Genomic DNA, 20,843 nt, shown 5'->3' with positions numbered 1-20,843 from the left:
GTGCCGATGCTCTCGGTGCGCGGCCTGCAGAAGATCTACAAGGTGCCCGGCGGCGATGTCGAGGCCGTGCGGGACCTCACATTCGACCTCGCCGAGGGTGAATTGGTCTGCCTCGTCGGCCCTTCCGGCTCGGGCAAGACCACCCTGCTCAAATGCATCTCCGGCCTGATGGAGCAGACCAGCGGCACAGTCGAACTGAACGGCAGCAAGGTCACAGGCCCGCCCAAATCGATGGCCGTCGTCTTTCAGGAATACGGCCGCAGCCTCTTTCCCTGGATGACCGTTCGCGCCAACGTGGAACTGCCCCTGAAGAACCAGAAGGTTCCCAAAGCCGAACGCGCCGCGCTCGTCGACGCCGCCCTCAAGTCGGTCGGGCTGGACCACGTGCCCAAGAGCTATCCCTGGCAGCTGTCGGGCGGCATGCAGCAGCGGGTGGCCATCGCCCGCGCCGTGGCTTACCGCCCCCAGGTGCTGCTGATGGATGAGCCGTTCGCGGCCGTCGATGCGCAGACCCGCGCCGACCTCGAAGACCTCATCCGCACCATCTGGAAGCAGCTCGGCGTGACCATTCTGTTCGTGACCCACGACATCGACGAGTCGGTCTACCTCGGCGAGCGCGTCATTGTGCTCTCGAGCTCCCCCACCGTCGTGCAGGAAGACCTCAAAATCGACCTGCCCGCCGAACGCGACCAGCTCAACACACGTGCCCTCCCGCGCTTCATGGAGCTACGCTCGCACGTTTACGCCGAGATCCAGCGCGCCAAGCTCGGCCCGGTCACCGAGCAGATCACCGCGCAGCGCAGGGCCGCCCAGTAGACGCGTGATATCGGGGCATTTCTGACGGGTGCGGCGGCTACCCGCGCGGGCGGGCCTGGGCGCGCATGACAGTGAGGAGTGCGTCCACGTGCGCGGTCTGTGGCTCGTTCCAAGTTGCCCAAGTGCGGATGGCGAGGTCAAAGCTCGGGTCGCGCTCGGCGCGCACCGGGGTCCAGACCCAATCGGGCAGATGGCGTGCTGCTGATGACTCAGTAAGCAGCACGGCGTCTACTTTAGACGTCACGGCAATGAGCCCGCTGTGCTCGCTGAACCGGCGGAACACCCACTGCATGGTGACGCCGGCCGTCGTCGCTGCGGCGCGCAGCCGAATCTCCTCCGCGGCGATCTCGCCGACGGCGTGCGCCATAACCGAGAGTCCGTCGAGTTCGGCGAGGCCTACCTCGGCCAGGCGCGCGAGCGGCGAATCTGCCTTCACGGCCACGCCGATCGCCTGCTTCATGAGCAGCATCGATCCGCCGGCCTCCGGAGCCTCCCTGTGGAGGAGCGCCACATCAACCAGCCGGCTCTGCAACATCTGCCACTGTTCGTCGGTCGTGGCCTCGTGCAGCGTCAACGCGATTGTCGGCACCTGCACGTCGACGGCCTGTAGCAGTCCCAGAAACCAGTCGTAGGGTAGCCCTTGGGGCACGCCGACGTGCAGCATCTCGCGATTCTGCGACGCCGTGCGCAGCACTTCGGGGATTCGATCGACCTGCGCGAACACGGTCTCGCAGTGCCGGTAAAGTCCGGCTCCAGCGGCGGTCACGGTGACGCCGCGAGGCGTGCGGTCGAACAGAATGTAACCGACCTCGCGCTCTAAATCTTTGATCTGACGGCTTAGCGCAGGCTGCGTGATGTTCAAGGCTATGGCGGCCTTGCTCACCGAACGCAATTGAGCAACCTTGGCGAAGTACTTTAGGTGGCGTAATTCCATACTCTCAGGGTATCGCCCTAGTGCTTTCTAGGCATTTTACCTATGACACCTCATCGGTCAGACTCGGGGGGACGGCAGCTTCCGTCACAACGAGGTGAACCTGAAAGTGCTGGTGTGTTCGTGGCCAATGTAAGCGAAACGCAATTCGACGTGGTCGTCATCGGCGGCGGCGCCGCAGGAATTGCCGCAGCCATTGGGGCGGCGCGCGCCGGGGCATCCGTTTGTCTGGTTGAGAAGTATGGATTTCTGGGCGGGGCCGCGACGAACAGCTCGGTGCTCGCCTTGTGCGGATTCTTCGACCAGAACAAAAACCAGGTCGTCGCTGGCGTGGGGCAACACGTACTTGACCAGCTACGCACCCGCGACATTTACCAGACCCAGACTGTGCCGGAGACGGGTAACACCATCGTGCTGCTCGACCTGGAAACCACGAAGAGCGTCTACGACGACCTCATTACCGCCGCCGGCGTGCGCCTGCTGCTGCACAGCCAGCTCATCTCAGCCACCGTGACCGACGGACGGATCACCGCCGTGGACGTTGTGCACCGCGGCGGCACCGAAACCATCATCGGTCGCGCCTTCGTGGATTGCAGCGGCGATGGCGCACTCATCGACGCGGCCGGTGCCGGCGCGATCGTGTCGGCTCCCGCCGAGCGCCAGGCCAGCACCCTCGTCATGCGGGTTGGCGCCGTGAGCGAAGACGCCGATCTCTCGATGGCCGGCATGGACCGGGCGGTGGATGCCTACCGGCCCCGCTCCGAGATGGCCCTGGTGCGCTCGACCGGTACAGCCGTGCGCATGCCGCTATCGCGGGAGGTGATGCTGCTCATCGCCGACCACCACGGCGACGTACTCGACGTGAACGACCTCACTGCCGCCGAAGTGCAATCGAGGCGCCTGAGCTGGCAGTACCTCGCCGCTTTTCAGCAGTCACTAGCCGGTTGGGAGAATAGCTTTCTCGCTTCGACCGGACCTCAGCTCGGCATTCGCGAGACCCGCCGACTGCGGGGCCGGCACGCGGTCAGCGCCGACGACGTGGCCGATGGACGTAAGAGCCCGGCCGACGCGATCGCCCGCGGGGGCTGGCCAATGGAGAATCATGTGGCGGTGGGCATCACCGAATACGGTGGCATTGCAGGTAAAGGCTGGTATCACGTCCCCTACGGCGCCATCTGCTCCGACACCACCGAGAACCTCTGGGCCGGCGGGCGGCTGGTCAGCAGTGACAACCGCGCCTACGCCTCGCTGCGTGTCATGGGTACCTCCTTCGCCACCGGGCACGCCTGCGGCGTCGCTGCCGCAGTTTACGCCGTGGCTCGCGCCCACGACTATGGCCGCATCCGTACGCTACTCAACGAACAGGGAGCACTCATCTGATGACTATTCGACGTATCGCCCTCACCGGGGCGGCCGGGTCGCTTGCTGCCGACATTATTCCGGGCCTGCTAGCCCGCGGCCACTCGATCGTGGGCATCGACCAACGCACGCCGGCCAACACGTTCGGCTGCGAGTTTGTCAACTGTAGGGTCAACGATCGCGCCGCGCTGATGGAGGCCATGCGCGGCTGCGACGTCGTGATCCATCTCGCGGGAATTCCGCTCGAGGCGGAGTGGGCAGCGATTATGCAGGCAAATATCGATGGCACTCAGGCCGTTCTCGACGTGGCGCAGCAGCTCGAAATGTTGCGGGTGGTGCTGGCCAGCAGCATCCACGCCGTCGGGTTTGTACCCGTTCCGACCGATGGCTCTCTGGTTGCAGATGACGTTCGGGTGCGCCCGAATACCTTCTACGGCGTCTCGAAAGCCGCGGTCGAAGCGCTCGGCAGCCTTTATCATGACCGGTTCGGGCTCGACGTGATCTGCCTGCGCATCGCTTCGCGCTTCGCCGAACCGACCGGCGAGCGCACACTGAGCACCTGGCTCTCCCCGGCCGACGCCGTGCGCCTGTTCGACGCTTGCCTGCAGACGGAGAAGCCCGGCTTTCGCACGGTGTGGGGTGTTTCGGCGAACACCCGGGGGTACCTCTCAGCCGAGGGCGGCGCTGCAATAGGCTTTGGTCCCAAGGACGATTCCGAACGTTTCGCCGAAAGGCTCTTTACCCGCAGCGACACCAACGCGTCGCTGCTAGCTTCCGACTGGGACCGCGCCTACATTGGCGGCGTTTTCAGCTCTCCCCTACCGCCTCGTTTCGGTGGCTGATCGTCATACCCGTATCTCTCGCACCACCGGGTTTCGAAAAAATAGATAGGAACTTCAATGACTGACACCCCCAGGCAGGGCACGGGCGACGATGCCTTTGTTGTGCGCCACCTCTCGAAGGTCTTCGGCGGGTCCGGACAGGTGCACGCGCTGAGCGACATCAACCTCAATCTGAAGAAGGGCTCGTTCACCTGCATTGTCGGGCCGAGCGGATGCGGCAAGTCGACTCTGCTGCGCATTCTGGGTGACCTCGAGACGGCCACCTCGGGCGAGGTACAGATCAACTTTGAGCAGACCCGGGTACCGCGCTCGGCGTTCGTGTTTCAGGAGCACGGCGTTTTTCCGTGGTTCAACGTGCTGGAAAATGTGACATTCGGCCAGAAGATGGCGTCCGTTTCGAAGAAGGAACGCGTTAGCGAAGCCCGCAATTGGATCGCCGAGGTCGGTCTGACCGGTTTCGAAGATGCCTTCCCTCACCAGCTCTCCGGCGGCATGCGCCAGCGCATCGCCATCGCCCGCGCCTTCGCAACCGGCTCGCCGTCGCTGCTGATGGACGAACCGCTCGGCGCGCTCGACGCGCAAACCCGCATCCTCATGCAGGAACAGCTCGTACGGCTCTGGGAGGTCGAGCGCAAGACCGTTGTGCTCGTCACCCACTCGATCGAGGAGGCGCTGCTGCTCGGCGATCAGATCGTTGTGATGTCGGCCCGCCCCGGCCGCGTCAAACAGATCATCGACGTGCCGTTCGGCCGCCCCCGCAGCGTCGAGATGGAAGCCAGCCCCGAGTTTGCCCACATGAAACAGGACATTTGGGAATCGCTACGCGATGAGGTTCAAGCCTCGATGAGCTTCAAGTGACGCAGACGCAGAGTGTCGCAGTGCGCGCCACCGAACTCGATCAGGCCATCGACCTGGAATTCAAGCGTGAACAGCGCCTGAAGGCCCGCGACCTAGGCCTGGCCATTCTCACTCCTATCGTGCTTCTCGCCCTGTGGGAACTCGCTGCTGCGGTCGGCGTACTCGATGCTCGTTTGTTCAGCCCGCCGAGTGCCATAGCGGAGCGCGGTGCCGAAATGCTAGCGGATGGCTCCCTCGCGGTGCACATCTGGGCGACGGTCGGTCGTCTCGCGGCCGGCTTCATCGCCGGCTCCATTCTCGGAGTCTTCGCCGGTCTCGTCATGGGCGTGGTGCGCCCGATCCGGGCGGCACTCAGCCCCACCTTCACCGCGTTGTACGCGCTACCGAAGATCGCGATTCTGCCGCTGCTGCTGCTCATCTTCGGTCTCACCGAAACTCCGAAGATTCTGGCCGTGGCTATCTCGGTGTTCTTCGTCGTACAGATCAACACCCTCGCCGGCATCATGCAAATCGACGCCCGCATTCTGGAAGCGGCCCGCGCCTATAAGGCCACCGGACCCAGACTGTTTCTGAATGTGCTGCTGCCCGCTGCTGCGCCAGCCATTATGACCGGGCTGCGCGTTGCCGCCGGCATGTCGGTGATCGTCGTGACCGCGGTGGAATTTGTGGCCTCGAACAACGGCCTGGGCTACCTCATTTGGAACTCATGGCAGCTGTTTCAGCCGGCCACGATGTTCGTCGGCCTGATCGTCGTCTCGGTGATCGGCGCGCTCGTCACCGGGCTCATCATTTTACTGGAACGGGTGTTGCTGCCATGGCGTCATTCGAACAGCCCCAAGAAGAAGGAAATGAAAAAGTGAAGAAACTGAAAATCGTCGCAGCACTGTCGCTGGTCGGGTTGGCGATGTCGGGGTGCGCCACTTCAGAGGCTCCGGCAACATCGTCGGATGCCCTGCAGACGGTGAACGTGGGGCACGTTCAGCTCGCGATCTTCTCGCCGCTCTATGTGGCCGACGCCAAGGGCTATTTCGAAGACGAGGGAATCGAGCTCAAGCTCGAGGCGATCAAGTCGGGGCAGGATGCGGTTCCGCTCGCCGCGAGCGGCAAGCTCGACGTCGTCGTCGCCGGGTTCTCTGCCGGACTGTTCAGCGCGGTCGAAACCGGTCTCGACGTCAAGGTCGTCGGCTCGATGGGCGTCTCCGCCGGAGACGAAGAAGAACCGCCCTCGGCGCTCATCGCGTCGAAGAAGCTCGTGGATGATGGCACCATCAGCGATGTCTCCGACCTCGAAGGCCGCACTGTTGCGGTCGCCGGCGGCGCCGGCGGCACCGGGGCGTTCTACGTGGGAATGGCCCTTGAAGAAGCCGGCCTATCCATTACTGACGTAGAACTGGTAACGCTCGGCAACCCGGACATGCCCACGGCGCTGGCGAACGGAAGCATTGACGCTGCGTTCGCGTCGGCACCGTTCTGGAACATGCCTGTTGAGGACGGTACCGCGGTGAGCCTGTGGACCACGCCCGCCGGGACATCCGGCACCGGGGTCATCTACGGCGGAGATTTCGCGTCCTCGGACCTCGCGCAGAAGTTTTTCACCGCGCTGGCCAGAGGCGCGCAGGATCTGCAGGGTGATGACCGCTACACCGACGAGCATCTCGGCATGATCGGTGCCGCAACCGGCCAGACCGCCGAGCAGGTGGGCGCCGTGCCGCTGTACCGCTGGCTGACCGACCTCGCGCCGCTGCCGGAGCAGCTCGCAGCGATGGAACGCATGTGGATGGAACTCGGGGCGATCGTCTACACCGACCCGATTCCTGAAGCCGATTATGTCGACGCTACGTTTGCGCAGAACTCCTAAAAGCTGACTTGCGGCGTGGTGCGGTAGCTCCACCCGCGCAGCATCTGCGGTCCGCGCTCACGCGTTCGAAAGCTGCACGCGCGCACGGCTAATGGTTGCCAGCCGCGCGTGCAGCAATCGCGGGCGCAACCGGCGGCAGGCGTGCGGCGAGACGCCTAGGAGACGCCGATGGTGACGATCGCGGGGCCGCCGTGCGCGGCATCCGCGTGGAGGCCGGACGGCGAGGTGACAGCGCGGGAGACGCAGCAGCACATCGTGGCGGCGGTGTGCTGCTGACGTTCGCTGTAGAACACGTCGCGGTGATCGATGGCTCCCTCCAGGGCGAGCACCTTGACCTCGCACAGGCCACATTCGCCCTTGCGGCAGTCGAACATCATCTCGACGCCGGCGTCTTCGAGAGCTTCGAGCATTGAGCGGCCAGCCGACACGCGCGTTTCAACGCCGAGTCGCGGCACCCGCACGATGAACTCCTCCGGGTCGTACCAACCGCTGTTGCCGAAGGTTTCGAACCGCAGGTTGGGATAGGTGAGCTCGCGTTCGCGCCAGGCGCGGCGCACCGCATCCATCAGGCGGATCGGCCCGCACATGTAGAGCTCGGTCTGCTGGTCAACGCTGCCGACCAACTCGGCCACCGACAATTCGGTGCCCTCGTCGTCGATATGCACCCGCAGGTTGTCGCCGTGCAGCGCATGCAGCTCAGGCAGGTAAGCCATGCGCTCCCGGCTGCGGGCCGCGTAGACGAGTGTGTACTTCGCGCCGAGTTTCCTCAGTACCCGCGCCATATTGACGATCGCGGTCACACCGATGCCGCCGGCCAACAGCACGTAGCTTGGTGCGCCGACCCGCAGCGGAAAGTTCTGCAGCGGCTGGGTGATCTCGAGCGTATCGCCCGGGTTCAACGAGTGCATAAAGATCGAGCCGCCGCGGGACAGCGGCGCCTGCAGCACGCTGATCGCCACCCGCGAGCCATCGTCGGTAGAGTCGACGACGGAGTACGAACGCTTCTGCCGCTCGCCATTGACCGTGACGAATACGTCGAGGTGCGTACCCGGTTCGGCCCGTTTGGGTGAGGCTGGCTCCAGCACGATGCGCTGGATGTTGGTGGCAACGGCCACGGTCTCGATGACCGTCGCCTGCTGCCAGACCTCAATATTGGTGGCTGCCATGGTTGTGCCCGCCTAGTTGGCGTCGCTCACGCGGCCAGTGCGGCCGGCGGAGACCGATCGGCCTTCGTCCTCGAGCATCTTCTCAATGAGGCGGCGCACCCACAGACCGCCGGCATCGATATTGAGGTTGTAGAACTCGTAGTCGGGGTTGGCGTCGATGGCGGTCTGCTGGGCCAGGAGCATGTCCTCGTCCTCCTTGAACACGCCGGAGACGCCGGCGCGCAACTGTGAGGTGATCAGCTGGCTTTCCAGGCGGTAATTGCGCATGAAGGCCCAGAAGTAGTGCGCACTGCGTGCTGTTTCCGGGGTGATGGTGTTCATCACATAGCCGTTGACACCCTGGCTGCGGTCGCCTTCAGGCGCGCCAGTACCGGCCTTGGCAACTCCCACATCAATGTTGATGGTCGAGGGCGCTTCAAAGTGGATGATCTGCCACCGGTCGACCTTGCCAGTGAAGCCCGGAAACTTGTCCCGCATGTTCTTCAGCCAGAACGGCGGCGCGTCGATGCCCCGCATCCAGCGTGAGACCGTGACGGTGGTGTCGTCGTGCGTGACCTCGAAGTCGGATTCGCTCAGCTCAGCCTGGCCAATGCTCGAGCCGTGCACGAATTCTTCGTGGGTCAGGTCCATCAGGTTGTCCAACACGAGCTGGTAGTTGCAAGTGACCGGAATGGTGAGGCCGTCGCCGGCCCACTCGGGGTGGTCCATCTGGTGCATGTCGGGAATGGTGTCGGGGTTGGCGAGGCTCGCGTCGCCGAGCCAGACCCAGACAAAACGGTGGCGTTCGACGATCGGGTACGAGGGCACGGTCGCGCTCGGGTTGATGGTCTCCTGCGCGGGCATCGACACGCAGCGGCCGGCGGAGTTGTAGACGATGCCGTGGTACGGGCACTGAATCTCGTCCTTGGTGAGCAGCTTGCCCTGCGATAGCGGGGCGAGGCGGTGCCAGCATGCGTCGGCGAGCGCCACCGGCCGACCATCTTCGGTGCGGTAGATGGCCAGCGGCTTATCGGCGACCTTTCGGGAGATCAGCTTGCGGGTGACCTCGTGGTCCCAGGCGGCGACGTACCAGGTATTGAGCGGGTAGTTGAGTACCTTGTTCGTGGTCGAACTCTTGGTCTGGATGATCGTCATTGATAACCTCCGGTCAGCTAACTATCCCCATAGATAGTTAGCGCAGGTTCAGACTATCTATGCTGGTAGTTACTCACAAGACCGAAATGAGAACGCCTTGAGCCTTCGACACGCCCTGTTGGCGCTTCTCACCGTGGAACCGATGACCGGCTACGACCTGTCCAAGGCGTTTCAGGCATCCGTTTCGCATGTCTGGCATGCCCCCGACTCGCAGATCTACCCGGAATTACGCCGCATGGAAGCCGACGGCCTGCTCATCGGCGCCGAGGTTCCGTGGGGGCCGCGCGGCAAGAAGCGCGAATACCACGTGACGACGGCCGGCCTCGACGCCTTTCGCGCCTGGATGAACGAGCCGCTCAGCTACACCCGCGAACGCGACCCGGCCCACCTCAAGGCCGCCTACCTCGAGTGGGCCGAGCCCGACGCGGCGCGCGCTGCGCTGCACGCCCATATCGCCAACTTCGACGAACAGCGGGTCGAGTGGCTCGAGAAGGTGCGCGAGATCGACACCGGAACGAGCGCCATGCTCGAAAAACGCCTCGTCCACGCGCCGGCGAGCGAGCACGCGAGCATCCGTGCCTATAAGCGCTATACCTATGAGGGCTTGATCGCACGGGCCGAGCACGAGATCCAATGGGCCGAGCGGGGGCTCGCGCTCATCGATGAGCTCAATAAAACGGATGCCCCACTTGGTTGACCACCTGGAAAATCGCGGCGTGGGTACCCGCGAGCAGGATCCGCGCGATCGCCGCTCCAGGGTGATCGCGGCCGCGCCGGCCGGCCGCCGGCATCCGTTCCACCCGCCGTGCGCATAACTCCTGCAATCTGCACGGTCGCGGGAATCCCACTGCGGAATCCTGCGGAAGCCTGTGGCGCTCCCCACGATTTGCAGGAGTTATGCGCCGGGAAACCCGTGCAACAACCGAGTGCGCGCGCTCCAACCGGCCGCCGCGTTTCAAGCAGATTACAAGATGACCCAATTCGTGCAGAAGAGTTGCGATGATTGTTGAACAATCATAGGCTTTCTCACAATCAGTGACCGCCGGTGGTGACTCGTATCCCAAAGAAGTGAGCAGCACCTATGGCCACGACCGTTACACGCAAACCAAAGAAGCTGAAGAACAAACACCGTGGCGCACTCCTCGGGGCGATGTTTCTCATGGCGACCAGCGCGGTCGGCCCCGGCTTCATCGTGCAGACCACCACCTTCACAGTGCAGCTCGGCGCCGCCTTCGCTTTCGCCATCGTGGTGTCGATCCTGGTGGACATCGCCGTGCAACTGAACGTGTGGCGAGTGATCGGGGTCAGCGGCAAGCGCGCCCAGGAACTCGCCAACACCGTGTTGCCCGGCGCCGGCTGGTTTCTCGCCGCCCTGATCTTCACCGGTGGACTGATCTTCAACGTGGGAAACATCGCCGGAACCGGCCTCGGCACGAACGTTCTGTTCGGCATCGATCCGAAGATCGGCGGACTCGTGTCGGCCGCCGTGGCCATCGCCATCTTCCTGAGCAAGCGCGCCGGCGTGGCACTCGACAAGATTGTGGTCGTGCTCGGCGCCGTCATGATTCTGCTCATCGGCTACGTGGCCATCGTGTCGCAACCGCCGCTCGGCGAAGCGCTCAAGAACGCCGTCATTCCCGACAACGTGGACTTTCTCATCATCACGACCCTCATCGGCGGCACCATCGGCGGGTACATCACCTATGCCGGCGCGCACCGCATGATCGATGCCGGCGTTTCCGGCCGCGAGAACGTGGGCGAGATCACCAAGAGTTCCATCCTCGGCATCATTATCACCGGCGTCATCCGCGTGCTGTTGTTCCTTGCGATTCTCGGCGTTGTCGCCGGCGGCGTTGCCCTCACCAGCGACAACCTCGCGGCCGAAGCGTTCCAGTCCGCGGCCGGCGACATTGGCCTCCAGTTGTTCGGTGTGATCCTCTGGGCCGCATCGATCACCTCGGTGATCGGCGCCGCGTACACGTCGATCTCGTTCGTCACCACCGCCAAGACCTCGCCGCGGGTGCGCAGCATCGCCACCTGCGTGTTCATCGCGGTGTCGGCAACGGCCTTCACTCTGCTCGGCCAGGCTCCGGCCACCCTGCTCATCATGGCCGGCGCTGTGAACGGGCTGATCCTTCCGGTTGGCTTTGCGGTCATCCTCTGGGTGGCGTGGCGCCGCCGCGACCTACTCGGCGGCTACGTATACCCGAAGTGGCTGCTCGTCGTCGGTGTCGCCGCCTGGCTCCTCACCCTCTATCTCGGCTACCGCTCGCTCGGCGGCCTCGTGCAGCTGTGGGCGTGAGTACCATCGACCGGGCCAATCTCTCGCCTGCCCAGGCTCGCGCACTGTTTCGCGACGGCCTCGCCACGCCGACGGCGGGCTGGTCGAGCGGTTTCACCCAGGCGAACCTCGTCATCGTGCCGAAGGAGCAGGCCTTCGACGTTCTGCTGTTCGCCGAACGCAATCCCAAGCCGTGCCCGATTCTCGGCGTGCTCGAGGCCGGGCAGACGACTGGCCCGCTGCTGCTCGGCGGTGACATTCGCACCGATGTCGGGCGCTACACGGTCTATCAGAACGGGGTGCTCGTCGATGAGCCCACCGACCTTTCGGCGTGGTGGTGCGACGACCTGGTGACCTTCATCGTCGGCTGCAGTTTCACCTTCGAGGCGGCTCTTCAGGGCGCGGGCATTCCGATCGCCCACATCGAGCAGGGCCGGAACGTGCCAATGTACCGCACCAACCGGCGCTGCGCATCCGCTGGCAGCATGGCGGGCCCCCTCGTCGTGTCGATGCGCCCGATCGCCGCTGACCGGGTAGCAGATGCCGCGCGCATCACCGCCCAGTACCCCGCCGTCCACGGCGCCCCCGTACACATCGGGGATCCGACCGATCTGGGAATCCGTGACCTCGCCAACCCCGATTTCGGAGACCCTGTGACGGTGGCCGACGGCTTCGTTCCCGTGTTCTGGGCCTGTGGAGTCACACCGCAAGCAGCCGTGATGGAGTCCCGTCCGCCGCTGGCGATCGGCCACGCCCCCGGCCACATGCTCATCACGGACGCCCGCGACTCCGATTATCTGGTGCTGTAGCGCGCCTCAACGGATGCCGCAGCTTTACGTGCGGGCGTGCGCCTCGAGCAGCTGCTGCTCGGCGCGACGCAGGTAGTCGACCATGAGTGCGGCAGCCGCCGGCCGCTCCCCCGCCTCGAACTTCGCCAGAATGACGGCGTTGTCGTCGATGTAGGGCGAGTGAAACAGCGGATCGGCCACCATCGAGTGGAACACCAGCCGCATCTCGGCGAGCACCTGGGTCATCTGCGCGTTGAGGCGGTCACTTCGAGTCAGCGCGACGACGCCCGCATGAAAGTCCTGGTTGGCGCTCGCCATGCCCGGCACCGAACCGTCACTTCGAGCAGCCCGGGCGCGCGCGATCGCGGCGTGGAGGGCATCCGTTGGCGACGCGGTCGACCAGGTGAGCGCGGCCGGTTCCAGAAAGCGTCGTACCCGGTAAATCTCACGGATATCGTCGGCGGTCGGCCGGGCCACGAAGACACCACGATTGGGGATGCGGGTAACGACGTGCTCGCCGGCGAGGGTGGCGAACGCCTCGCGCAGGGTGTTGCGAGAAACGCCGAGCACCTCGCAGAGCGGCTCCTCCGACAGTTTCGCGCCCGGCGCGAGCTGGCCGGCCGAGATGCGGTCGCGCAGCATCGACGCCGCCCACAAGCCGGTTTCGGCGTGGCGCACGTCGACGCTCTGGCGACGCAGGTCGGGAAGGATCTCGTCGAGGGTCATAGCCACACAGTATCGACTCTCGCGCTCAAGCCTCGATCTCAGCGACGACGGCGTGCACCGTCACGGCGTCGCCGGCCGCCACGAAGAGTCCAACGAGCGTTCCGGAGCGGTGTGCGGCGACGGTCGATTCCATCTTCATGGCCTCGAGCACCAGCAGAGCCTCGCCCTCGGTCACCGTGGCGCCGGGCTCAACGAGCCATTTCACAACGGTGCCACTCATAGTGGAGCGCAGTTCGGCCGGGTCGGATTTCGGGATCGACGGCGCCACGGCAGCAGCGCCACCCTGCACGAGCCCACCAAGCAGGTTCTCAGGCAGGCCCAGGGCCATCCTCCGCCCGTCGAGTTCGATCGTGACGGTGCGGCGGCTCACGAGCGGGGCGGCCGGGGCGAGCGAGGGATCGTGCGCGAGTTGCTCGGCGAACTCGGTTTCAATCCAACTCGTGTACACACCGAGCCGGTCGGGCCCGGCGAATACGGGCAGGTCGACGACCGCCCGGTGAAACGACAACACGGTCGGCAGGCCCTCGATCTCGAACTCGGCGAGCGCCCGGCGGGCACGTCGCAGGGCCTGCGGGCGGTCAGCGCCGGTGACGATGAGTTTGGCGAGCAGCGAATCGAATTGCGGGGCAACGGCATCACCAGAACGGATGCCGGAATCCACCCGGATTCCCGGCCCGGTCGGCACGGTGAACGTCGTCACGGTGCCGGGTGACGGCAGAAATCCGCGGCCGGGGTCTTCGGCATTGATGCGGAATTCAAACGAGTGGCCGCGCGGCACGGGGTCTTTCGACACCGGCAGCCCTTCGCCGGCCGCGATGGCGAGTTGGGCGAGCACGAGGTCGATTCCTGACGTCTCCTCGGTGATTGGATGCTCCACCTGCAGCCGCGTGTTGACCTCGAGAAAGGAAACGCTGCCGTCGTCGGCGAGCAGGTATTCCACGGTGCCGGCGCCGACATAGCCCGCCTCACGGCAGATGGCTTTCGCCGAGGTGTAGATGAGATCGTGCTGGTCTGTGGTAAGAAAAGGGGCTGGCGCCTCTTCGACCAGTTTCTGGTTGCGGCGTTGCAGCGAGCAGTCGCGGGTGCCGACGACGATCACGTTGCCGTTCCCGTCGGCCAGAATCTGAGCCTCGACGTGCCGGGGCTTGTGCAGAAAGCGCTCAACGTAGCATTCGCCGCGGCCGAAGGCTGCAACGCTCTCGCGCACCGCCGAGTCGAACGATTCCTCGATGGCGTCGAGTTCCCAGACCACCTTCATGCCGCGACCGCCGCCGCCGAACGCCGCCTTGATGGCAACCGGCAGGCCATGTTCCTCAGCGAACGCGCGCACCTCGGCGGCGGTCTCGACGGTGCCGTTCGAACCGGCCACGAGTGGAGCGCCCACCCGCACGGCAATCTCGCGTGCCGAGACCTTGTTGCCGAGCACCCGGATGCTTTCCGGGCTCGGGCCGATCCAGGTCAGCCCTGCGTCCTGCACGGCTTGGGCGAAGTCGGCGTTCTCGGAGAGAAAGCCGTACCCGGGGTGCACCGCATCCGCGCCGGCCCGGCGAGCGATGGCGAGCAGTTTCGGAACGTTGAGATAGGTGTCGGCCGGGCTGTTGCCGCCCAGGGCGTAGGCCTCGGTGGCCAGGCCAACGTGCAGCGCGTCGGCGTCGACGTCGGCGTAGACGGCCACGGAGTCAAGCCCGGCGTCTGAGCAGCCACGAATGATGCGCACGGCGATTTCGCCGCGGTTGGCAATGAGTACTTTCTGCACGGTTCAGCTCTCGTTCGGGGTTTCAGTGGTGACGGCGGCAAAGCGGATGCGCGCGCCCGTGCCGAGTTGCGCCGCCCGGTCCAGGTCGGCGTGCAGCACGACGCCGAGCACCGGGTAACCACCGGTGACCGGGTGGTCGGCGAGGAACAACACCGGAACGCCCGAGGCTGGCAGCTGGATGGCGCCGGACACGGTGCCCTCGCTTGGCAGTTCGCCGCCGTGCGCGCGTTCAAGGGCCGGCCCGTCCAGACGCAGGCCGATGCGGTTCGACTGGGCGGTGACGGCCCAGTCGGTGCGGTCGAAACCGGCGAGCGTGTCGGCGCTGAACCAGTCAGCACGGGGGCCGAGAACATAGCGCAGCACGGTCACCGCGTCCGGCGGGTCGACCGCGGGTTCAGCAGCACCGACCACGCTCGTTGGAGGGGCCGGCAACACCCGTAATCCGGTGCCGGCCACGAGCGGCCGCGGGCCGATGCCCGACATCGAGTCGGTCGAGCGGCTACCGAGTACGAGCGGCAGGTCCAAGCCGCCGCGCACGGCGACGTAGCTGCGCACGCCCCACGCGGGGGCGTCGAGGGTCAACCGTTCGCCGGCGTGCAGCGCGAAGGGCGCGTTGGTGGGCACGACGCGGGGGGCGGCATCCGTTTTGCTGATCGTGATGAGAACGGAGGCTCCCGCCACCGCTACCACCTGCTCGGTGCGCGCGTCGAGTACGAGGCCGCCGAGGGCGTTTTCGAGCGCAGCGGCGGAGGCGGGGTTACCGACCAGGCGATTGCTGCGCCGCAGGGCTCCGCGGTCGAGGGCGCCGGCGCCCGCCACGCCGAGGTGAGCGAGACCAGGGCGACCGAGATCCTGCACGATGGTCTGCGGCCCGGGTTGTACGACGAGGAGGTCGGGCGGGAGGTCGAGGGCTTCGGTCCCGCTGGGCGTCGGCGCGGCACGCACGAACTCGCGCACAGCGCGGAACTGTACCCGATTGCCCGGTTGAATGAGCGCCGGCTGCTCGCGGTCGAGGCTCCATAGGGCGGCATCAGTGCGACCGATCAGCTGCCAGCCACCGGGAGTGACCCGCGGATAGACAGCCGAATAGGCGTCGGCGAGCGCCACTGCACCGGCCGGCACAGCCGCACGCGGACTGTTGCGCCGGGCGACCCTCAGTCGGTCGTCGCCGACGAGGTAGGCGAAACCGGGGGCGAAGCCGCCGAACGCGGCGGTCCACAGCTGCCCGGTGTGCACTGCGATCACGCCGTCTGGGCCGAGGCCGGTGACTTCGCCGACCTCGTCGAGGTCATCCCCGTCGTAGATAACGTCGATGGTCACGAGCTCGTCGCTTTCGGCGGCGGCCGTGCGCGATTCGATCGCGCGCAGCCTGGCGGCGAACCCGCGTGCTGCCGCCGCGGTGTCGGCCATCACGAGCACGGTTTCGGCGGCGGCAACCAGGTCCACCTGTCCGGGCAGCGGATGCTCGCGCAGCGCCTCGTAGAGCCCGAGCACTTCGCTGAGGCCCCCGAGCTGCACGAGTACGGCCCGGTCCCCAACGGGACGGATAGATCGAATGGGGGGCGGCATCCGCTATACGAAACTGGTGATGGAGATGCCGGCCGCCAGCAGCGCGGAACGCACCGCTGCGGCGAGGTGCACAGCGTCGGGGGTGTCGCCGTGCAGGCAGATGCTCTCTGCAGGCATGGCGATGACCGAGCCGTCGACGGCGACCACTGTGCCCTCGAGGGCGAGGCGAACGACCTGAGCGGTCACAGCCTCAACCGAATGCAGCACGGCTCCGGGCAGCGTGCGCGACACGAGACTGCCGTCGGGGTTGTAGGCGCGGTCGGCGAACGCTTCGGCCACTGTGCGCAGCCCGGCGGTCTGGGCGATTCGTTCGATGTCGCTGTTGGGCAGAACCATCAGCGGCAGGGTCGGGTCCACGGCGATTATGGCGTCGACCACAGCCTGCGCCTGCACTTGGTGGTGGGCGATGGTGTTGTAGAGGGCGCCGTGTGGCTTCACGTAACGTACAGCGGTGCCGGCTGCGCGCGCGAGGGCCTGCACCGCGCCGATCTGGTAGATCACATCGTTGCTGAGTTCGGCTGGATCCATCTCGATGAAACGGCGGCCGAAGCCGGCCAGGTCGCGGTACCCGGGGTGTGCGCCCACCGTGACGCCGGCGGCGGCCGCCGCAGCGCAGGTCGCGCGAATTGTCGTTGGATCACCGGCATGGAAGCCGCCAGCCACATTGACGCTCGTGACCGAGGCGATGATGGCAGCGTCGTCGCCGAATGTCCAGTTGCCGAAGGACTCCCCGACGTCGCTGTTCAGATCGATGGTTGGCATGGTCCCCGTCTTTCGTTCCCCTTAGACTGCCGTATTTCCAACTATTGTTCAACAATCGAGTCGAAATCGAGTGTTCTTCCGACCAGATCCCGACAAAGATACCCGCGCTTGCACCCCATAATAGGCGCCGCCCATAAGGGGTGGACAACGAATGCACTGCCGAATATTGTATGAATACTCGCGGCAAAACAGTCCGCTGGATGCGATCGATAACTGGAGTGAAGCAATGATGCGCAGCAAAGTGAAATCTGGCGCCTTCTCGGCGCTTCTGATCGGCACGTTGGTCGCGACCGGCGGTTTCTTGTCGGCTGGCGCTGCCTCCGCCGCCATCGCACCGGAGTCAGTAGTTTCTTCTGCGTCCTCGGATGTCGAACGCTGGGTCGTTCCGCAGACCCAACAAGGCGGCAACTATTGGACGTCCGAACGCATGCAGTCCGCCATCCCCGGCGAAGTCCTGGTGCAAGATAATGTGGCCGCAGGAGCAATCGGCGCGGTCGCGGCCGGAGCAACGTCTCTGGTGTCCCCACAGAAGGCCGACCCCGAGCCGTCACCCACGGCCTCTCGGGTCTCCCCCATCTCCCACATCGGCAAAATTTTCTTCACCCTCGGCGGCACCGACTACGTTTGTTCCGGCAACTCGGTCTCGGCCGCGAATGAAAACACTGTCGTCACCGCAGGACACTGCGTCAACGAGGGCCCGGGCAATTTCGCCACACGACTCATCTTCGTGCCAGCCTACGAGAACGGCTCAGCACCGTTCGGCCAGTGGAATGCCACCGTGCTGTACGCTCCCACCCAGTGGAGCAACAGCGGTGACATCAGCTATGACACCGGCTTCGCCATCGTTTCCTCACCCACCGGCTCGTCTCTGAGCGACAGTGTCGGCGCGTCGGGCGTCACCTTCAACCAGAGCCGCGGCCTTACGTACACCGCCTACGGCTATCCGGCAGCCGCGCCGTTCAACGGTGAGACCCTGCAGTCCTGCTACGGCACCGCCACCCCTGACCCCTACGGCCAAACCCAGTCGCAGGGCATCCCCTGCGACATGACCGGCGGATCGTCGGGCGGCCCGTGGATGATCGGCAGCGGTTCCACCGGCCTGCAGAACTCGGTCAACAGTTTCGGCTACAACAACATCGCGAACACTATGTTCGGACCCTACTGGGGGTCTGTCATCGAGAACACCTATGTCGCCGCATCCGCGTGACCCGAGCGACAAACGCCCAGCCGCCCGGCAGCGCCTCAACTCCGATGTCGAGGACTGGACTGACGAACGGATGCGCGCGGCCCGGCCGCGCATAATCCGCCTCAACCCCGACGGGTCACGCGAGCTCGACGACGCCACGACCGTGCCAGAGGCCAAACGGGCCGCCGACGCGGAAACCCCGCCGACGGAATCCTGAACCAGTGAAAGCCCCGTCCGAGACTTGGACGGGGCTTTCACTGGTTGATCGGATGACTAGACCGGAGCAGTTTCCCCGATCGTGAACGCTGCCTCTGTGGTGTCTTCGATGTCTTGCAGGCTCACACCGGGGGCCCGCTGTCGGAGCACGAGGCCGGTCGGCGTCACGTCGAAGACGGCCGTGTCGCTGATGATGCGATCGACGACCCGCACGCCGGTGAGCGGCAGGGTGCACTCGGTGACGATCTTCGGCGTTCCGTCTTTCGCGACGTGTTCGGTGAGCACCACTACGCGCGGGGTGCCGGCTACGAGGTCCATCGCGCCGCCCATGCCCTTGACCATCTTGCCGGGAATGGTCCAGTTGGCGAGGTCACCGAGCGCGGAAACCTGCATAGCGCCGAGAATGGCAACCTTCACATGACCGCCGCGGATCATGCCGAAGGAGGTCGCCGAGTCGAAGATCGCCGCCCCCGGCAGCACCGTGACGGTCTGCTTGCCGGCGTTGATGAGGTCGGCATCTTCCTCACCCTCAAACGGGAACGGCCCCATGCCCAGCAGCCCGTTCTCGCTCTGCATCGTCACGTGGATGCCCTCAGGCAGATTGTTGGCAACGAGCGTCGGGATGCCGATGCCGAGGTTCACGTAGTCGCCATCGTTGAGTTCCTGCGCCGCGACCGCGGCCATTTCATCTCTAGTCCAAGCCATGGTTCTACTCCCTCACTACAGGCTGGCCAGAACAGGCCGGCTGCGCACTGTGCGCTGTTCGATGTCTTTAACCCGCGCCGAGGACTGGATCAAACGCTGCACGTAGACGCCCGGGGTGATGACGTGGTTCGGATCGATGCCGCCGGGCTCAACGATTACCTCGGCCTCAGCGATCGTCACGAGGCCGGCGGTCGCCACGACCGGGTTGAAGTTGCGGGCGGTGAACCGGTACTCGAGGTTACCGAGGGTGTCGGCGCGCCACGCCTTAACCAGGGCGACATCGGCGACGATGCCGCGTTCCTGCAGGTAGGTTTCACCGTCGAAGTCGGCGAGCGGTTTGCCCTCGGCGATGAGCGTGCCGACGCCGGTCTTGGTATAGAAAGCCGGAATGCCAGCGCCCCCGGCCCGCAGCCGTTCGGCGAGCGTGCCCTGGGGGCTGAATTCAACCTCGAGCACGCCGGCCAGAAACTGCTCGGCGAACAGCTTGTTCTCACCCACATACGAGGCGATGACCTTCCGCACCTGACCGGCTTCGAGCAATACGCCCAGTCCCTTGCCGTCGACACCCATATTGTTCGAGACGACCGTGAGATCTTTCACCCCGGATGCCCGCACCGCGTCGATGAGGTCGGCCGGAATACCGCTCAGGCCGAATCCGCCGACCGCGATGACCATCCCGTCGCGCAGAACGTCGCGCAGCGCCTCACTCGCGCTGGCCTGAACCTTGAACATACATTCTCCTCATTGAGTGATGGTCATTGCTACGTGTCCACCTTGTGGACGCTACTGCCTAACGCCATGGTATTCAGCGCCAACAAGCCCTGTCAATCGTTATAGCATTGCGACTCCATGTCATGAACAGTAGGCTTCGAATTATCCACATTATGGACAAAGGAGTCGATATGACCGGTCAGTCGGCCACACCTGCGGCGCTGAAGGCCCGCGGCGGCCAGCTGGCCCGCCTGGCCCAACCGGTGCAGGGCGCACAGGTTGTCGGGCGCGTTGCCCTACTGCTGCGTCTCGTCGGTCAAAATCCTTTAGGCACTTCCCTGGCCGAGATCGTGCAGCACTCCGGCCTGACCCGGCCCACCGTGCACCGGCTGCTCACCTCGCTCGCCGCCGAGGGCCTGCTCGACCACGATGTCGTGCGCCATACCTGGCACTACGGCCCCGAGGTCTTCGTCATGGGAACTGTCGCCGCCGCCCGCTACCCGATCGAAGAGCTTGCCCGGCCGAGCCTCGTGCGCCTGGCCGAAGAGACCGGGGAGAGCGCGTTCCTGTCTATCCGGCGGGGCGGTGAAACCGTGTGCCTCCTCCGCGAAGAGGGCAGCTTTCCCATCCGCTCCTTCGTGCTGCACGAGGGGGTGCGATTTCCGTTGGGCGTCGCATCCGCTGGACTGGCCATTCTGGCCTATCTGCCCACAGCAGAAGTGGATGCCCTCCTCGACGACACCGACGCGTTCTCGGCTCGCTGGGGCGCGCAGCACTCACCCGCCAGCATCCGTGCCAATCTCGAACGAACCAGGGAAACCGGCTATGCGGTGAATCCCGGACTCATCCTGGAAGGAAGCTGGGGCATGGGCGCCGCGATCTTCGACCGCAGCGGCCGCCCCGGCTGGGCGCTCTCGCTGACCGGCATCGAGCCGCGGTTCAAGCCCGAGCGGCAGAAGATCCTCGGTCAACTTCTGCTCGACGAGGCCAGCCGCATCAGCCAGACCCTGCAGCGCCCGCCGATCACCTAGCGACCCGCGAGCCGAGGTATCGGTCGTGCTCCGTCACACCCAAGATGCGCAGCGCACGCACGCACGCACGTGACGCCTCGGACGTTGCAGGGCATCCCGTAAGAGTTGAGCGTGATCTCTAATTCTGTCAGCTTTAGCAACGCTCGCA

General features: G+C 65.2%; 21 protein-coding genes. 12 read left to right on the top strand and 9 right to left on the bottom strand.

Annotated features, from left to right (window positions below; all coding sequences use genetic code 11):
* The first annotated feature begins 6 nt into the window (after positions 1-6).
* On the top strand, positions 7-816 hold the full coding sequence (locus E3T51_RS13865) for an ABC transporter ATP-binding protein (RefSeq protein WP_134530461.1): 810 nt from the start codon (positions 7-9) through the stop codon (positions 814-816).
* 37 nt (positions 817-853) lie between these two features.
* Here the strand turns inward: E3T51_RS13865 and E3T51_RS13860 are convergent, their stop codons facing one another.
* Positions 854-1,750 carry a LysR family transcriptional regulator gene (locus E3T51_RS13860; protein WP_134530323.1) on the bottom strand — a complete coding sequence of 299 codons (897 nt, stop codon included), beginning with the start codon at positions 1,748-1,750 and terminating at the stop codon, positions 854-856.
* 120 nt (positions 1,751-1,870) lie between these two features.
* Between E3T51_RS13860 and E3T51_RS13855 the strand changes: the two genes are divergently transcribed.
* From E3T51_RS13855 to E3T51_RS13835, 5 genes are read left to right on the top strand one after another with little or no spacing between them, the layout of a single operon-like run.
* On the top strand, positions 1,871-3,127 hold the full coding sequence (locus tag E3T51_RS13855) for an FAD-dependent oxidoreductase (protein WP_198417874.1): 1,257 nt from the start codon (positions 1,871-1,873) through the stop codon (positions 3,125-3,127).
* The gene (locus tag E3T51_RS13850; RefSeq protein ID WP_134530321.1) at positions 3,127-3,948 is read left to right on the top strand and encodes an NAD-dependent epimerase/dehydratase family protein; all 822 of its coding nucleotides are present in this window, start codon (positions 3,127-3,129) and stop codon (positions 3,946-3,948) included. Before E3T51_RS13855 ends, E3T51_RS13850 begins: the two co-directional genes overlap by 1 nt.
* 57 nt (positions 3,949-4,005) lie before the next feature.
* Positions 4,006-4,806, top strand: coding sequence for an ABC transporter ATP-binding protein (locus E3T51_RS13845; RefSeq protein ID WP_134530320.1), 801 nt, complete (start codon positions 4,006-4,008; stop codon positions 4,804-4,806).
* The gene (locus tag E3T51_RS13840) at positions 4,803-5,666 is read left to right on the top strand and encodes an ABC transporter permease (protein WP_134530319.1); all 864 of its coding nucleotides are present in this window, start codon (positions 4,803-4,805) and stop codon (positions 5,664-5,666) included. Before E3T51_RS13845 ends, E3T51_RS13840 begins: the two co-directional genes overlap by 4 nt.
* A complete protein-coding gene (locus tag E3T51_RS13835; RefSeq protein WP_134530318.1) occupies positions 5,663-6,664 on the top strand; it encodes an ABC transporter substrate-binding protein in 1,002 nt (333 codons plus the stop codon). The genes E3T51_RS13840 and E3T51_RS13835 overlap by 4 nt, the downstream gene beginning before the upstream one ends.
* Before the next feature lie 155 nt (positions 6,665-6,819).
* On the opposite strand, the gene E3T51_RS13830 is transcribed toward E3T51_RS13835, so the two are convergent.
* Complete coding sequence (locus E3T51_RS13830) at positions 6,820-7,830, bottom strand: PDR/VanB family oxidoreductase (protein ID WP_134530317.1); 1,011 nt, start codon at positions 7,828-7,830, stop codon at positions 6,820-6,822.
* Positions 7,831-7,842: 12 nt separating this feature from the next.
* Positions 7,843-8,964 carry an aromatic ring-hydroxylating dioxygenase subunit alpha gene (locus E3T51_RS13825; protein ID WP_134530316.1) on the bottom strand — a complete coding sequence of 374 codons (1,122 nt, stop codon included), beginning with the start codon at positions 8,962-8,964 and terminating at the stop codon, positions 7,843-7,845.
* Between the two features lie 97 nt (positions 8,965-9,061).
* Between E3T51_RS13825 and E3T51_RS13820 the strand changes: the two genes are divergently transcribed.
* From E3T51_RS13820 to E3T51_RS13810, 3 genes are all read left to right on the top strand, one after another.
* On the top strand, positions 9,062-9,661 hold the full coding sequence (locus E3T51_RS13820; RefSeq protein ID WP_134530315.1) for a PadR family transcriptional regulator: 600 nt from the start codon (positions 9,062-9,064) through the stop codon (positions 9,659-9,661).
* Between the two features lie 384 nt (positions 9,662-10,045).
* The gene (locus E3T51_RS13815) at positions 10,046-11,266 is read left to right on the top strand and encodes an NRAMP family divalent metal transporter (protein WP_241989332.1); all 1,221 of its coding nucleotides are present in this window, start codon (positions 10,046-10,048) and stop codon (positions 11,264-11,266) included.
* Positions 11,263-12,054 carry a putative hydro-lyase gene (locus tag E3T51_RS13810; protein ID WP_420898442.1) on the top strand — a complete coding sequence of 264 codons (792 nt, stop codon included), beginning with the start codon at positions 11,263-11,265 and terminating at the stop codon, positions 12,052-12,054. Before E3T51_RS13815 ends, E3T51_RS13810 begins: the two co-directional genes overlap by 4 nt.
* A 24-nt stretch (positions 12,055-12,078) precedes the next feature.
* Here E3T51_RS13810 and E3T51_RS13805 read toward each other — a convergent pair whose 3' ends face one another.
* Genes E3T51_RS13805 through E3T51_RS13790 form a run of 4 tightly spaced genes read right to left on the bottom strand, consistent with a single transcriptional unit; the run spans position 12,079 to position 16,846 of the window.
* Positions 12,079-12,759 carry a GntR family transcriptional regulator gene (locus tag E3T51_RS13805; protein WP_134530314.1) on the bottom strand — a complete coding sequence of 227 codons (681 nt, stop codon included), beginning with the start codon at positions 12,757-12,759 and terminating at the stop codon, positions 12,079-12,081.
* A 25-nt stretch (positions 12,760-12,784) separates the two neighbouring features.
* Positions 12,785-14,515, bottom strand: a complete 1,731-nt coding sequence (locus E3T51_RS13800) for an acetyl/propionyl/methylcrotonyl-CoA carboxylase subunit alpha (RefSeq protein WP_134530313.1) — start codon at positions 14,513-14,515, stop codon at positions 12,785-12,787.
* 3 nt (positions 14,516-14,518) lie between these two features.
* On the bottom strand, positions 14,519-16,084 hold the full coding sequence (locus E3T51_RS13795) for a 5-oxoprolinase subunit B/C family protein (RefSeq protein WP_134530312.1): 1,566 nt from the start codon (positions 16,082-16,084) through the stop codon (positions 14,519-14,521).
* 3 nt (positions 16,085-16,087) lie between these two features.
* Positions 16,088-16,846 carry a LamB/YcsF family protein gene (locus tag E3T51_RS13790; RefSeq protein WP_134530311.1) on the bottom strand — a complete coding sequence of 253 codons (759 nt, stop codon included), beginning with the start codon at positions 16,844-16,846 and terminating at the stop codon, positions 16,088-16,090.
* A gap of 226 nt (positions 16,847-17,072) precedes the next feature.
* Here E3T51_RS13790 and E3T51_RS13785 point away from each other — a divergent pair, with 226 nt between their 5' ends.
* On the top strand, positions 17,073-18,053 hold the full coding sequence (locus tag E3T51_RS13785; protein ID WP_134530310.1) for a trypsin-like serine peptidase: 981 nt from the start codon (positions 17,073-17,075) through the stop codon (positions 18,051-18,053).
* The gene (locus E3T51_RS13780) at positions 18,034-18,249 is read left to right on the top strand and encodes a hypothetical protein (protein WP_134530309.1); all 216 of its coding nucleotides are present in this window, start codon (positions 18,034-18,036) and stop codon (positions 18,247-18,249) included. Before E3T51_RS13785 ends, E3T51_RS13780 begins: the two co-directional genes overlap by 20 nt.
* A 56-nt stretch (positions 18,250-18,305) precedes the next feature.
* Here the strand turns inward: E3T51_RS13780 and E3T51_RS13775 are convergent, their stop codons facing one another.
* The gene (locus tag E3T51_RS13775; protein WP_134530308.1) at positions 18,306-18,953 is read right to left on the bottom strand and encodes a CoA transferase subunit B; all 648 of its coding nucleotides are present in this window, start codon (positions 18,951-18,953) and stop codon (positions 18,306-18,308) included.
* Between the two features lie 15 nt (positions 18,954-18,968).
* Positions 18,969-19,685 (bottom strand): CoA transferase subunit A, encoded by a 717-nt coding sequence (locus E3T51_RS13770; protein WP_134530307.1) that lies wholly within the window; start codon positions 19,683-19,685, stop codon positions 18,969-18,971.
* Positions 19,686-19,855: 170 nt separating this feature from the next.
* Between E3T51_RS13770 and E3T51_RS13765 the strand changes: the two genes are divergently transcribed.
* Entirely contained in the window at positions 19,856-20,695 is an 840-nt protein-coding gene (locus E3T51_RS13765) for an IclR family transcriptional regulator (protein ID WP_134530306.1), read from the top strand.
* Positions 20,696-20,843: the final 148 nt, after the last annotated feature.

This window comes from Cryobacterium serini (assembly GCF_004404025.1).
Lineage (GTDB): Bacteria > Actinomycetota > Actinomycetes > Actinomycetales > Microbacteriaceae > Cryobacterium > Cryobacterium serini.
The sequence above is the reverse complement of the archived record's forward strand: the minus strand, read 5'-3'. Positions and strand labels throughout refer to the sequence as shown.

Coding starts and splice junctions, on each gene's coding strand:
- E3T51_RS13865 (WP_134530461.1), top strand. CDS start 7: ATGCTCTCGGTGCGCGGCCTGCAGAAGATCTACAAGGTGCCCGGCGGC.
- E3T51_RS13860 (WP_134530323.1), bottom strand. CDS start 1,750: ATGGAATTACGCCACCTAAAGTACTTCGCCAAGGTTGCTCAATTGCGT.
- E3T51_RS13850 (WP_134530321.1), top strand. CDS start 3,127: ATGACTATTCGACGTATCGCCCTCACCGGGGCGGCCGGGTCGCTTGCT.
- E3T51_RS13845 (WP_134530320.1), top strand. CDS start 4,006: ATGACTGACACCCCCAGGCAGGGCACGGGCGACGATGCCTTTGTTGTG.
- E3T51_RS13830 (WP_134530317.1), bottom strand. CDS start 7,830: ATGGCAGCCACCAATATTGAGGTCTGGCAGCAGGCGACGGTCATCGAG.
- E3T51_RS13825 (WP_134530316.1), bottom strand. CDS start 8,964: ATGACGATCATCCAGACCAAGAGTTCGACCACGAACAAGGTACTCAAC.
- E3T51_RS13815 (WP_241989332.1), top strand. CDS start 10,046: ATGGCCACGACCGTTACACGCAAACCAAAGAAGCTGAAGAACAAACAC.
- E3T51_RS13805 (WP_134530314.1), bottom strand. CDS start 12,759: ATGACCCTCGACGAGATCCTTCCCGACCTGCGTCGCCAGAGCGTCGAC.
- E3T51_RS13795 (WP_134530312.1), bottom strand. CDS start 16,084: ATGCCGCCCCCCATTCGATCTATCCGTCCCGTTGGGGACCGGGCCGTA.
- E3T51_RS13790 (WP_134530311.1), bottom strand. CDS start 16,846: ATGCCAACCATCGATCTGAACAGCGACGTCGGGGAGTCCTTCGGCAAC.
- E3T51_RS13785 (WP_134530310.1), top strand. CDS start 17,073: ATGATGCGCAGCAAAGTGAAATCTGGCGCCTTCTCGGCGCTTCTGATC.
- E3T51_RS13780 (WP_134530309.1), top strand. CDS start 18,034: ATGTCGCCGCATCCGCGTGACCCGAGCGACAAACGCCCAGCCGCCCGG.
- E3T51_RS13775 (WP_134530308.1), bottom strand. CDS start 18,953: ATGGCTTGGACTAGAGATGAAATGGCCGCGGTCGCGGCGCAGGAACTC.
- E3T51_RS13770 (WP_134530307.1), bottom strand. CDS start 19,685: ATGTTCAAGGTTCAGGCCAGCGCGAGTGAGGCGCTGCGCGACGTTCTG.
- E3T51_RS13765 (WP_134530306.1), top strand. CDS start 19,856: ATGACCGGTCAGTCGGCCACACCTGCGGCGCTGAAGGCCCGCGGCGGC.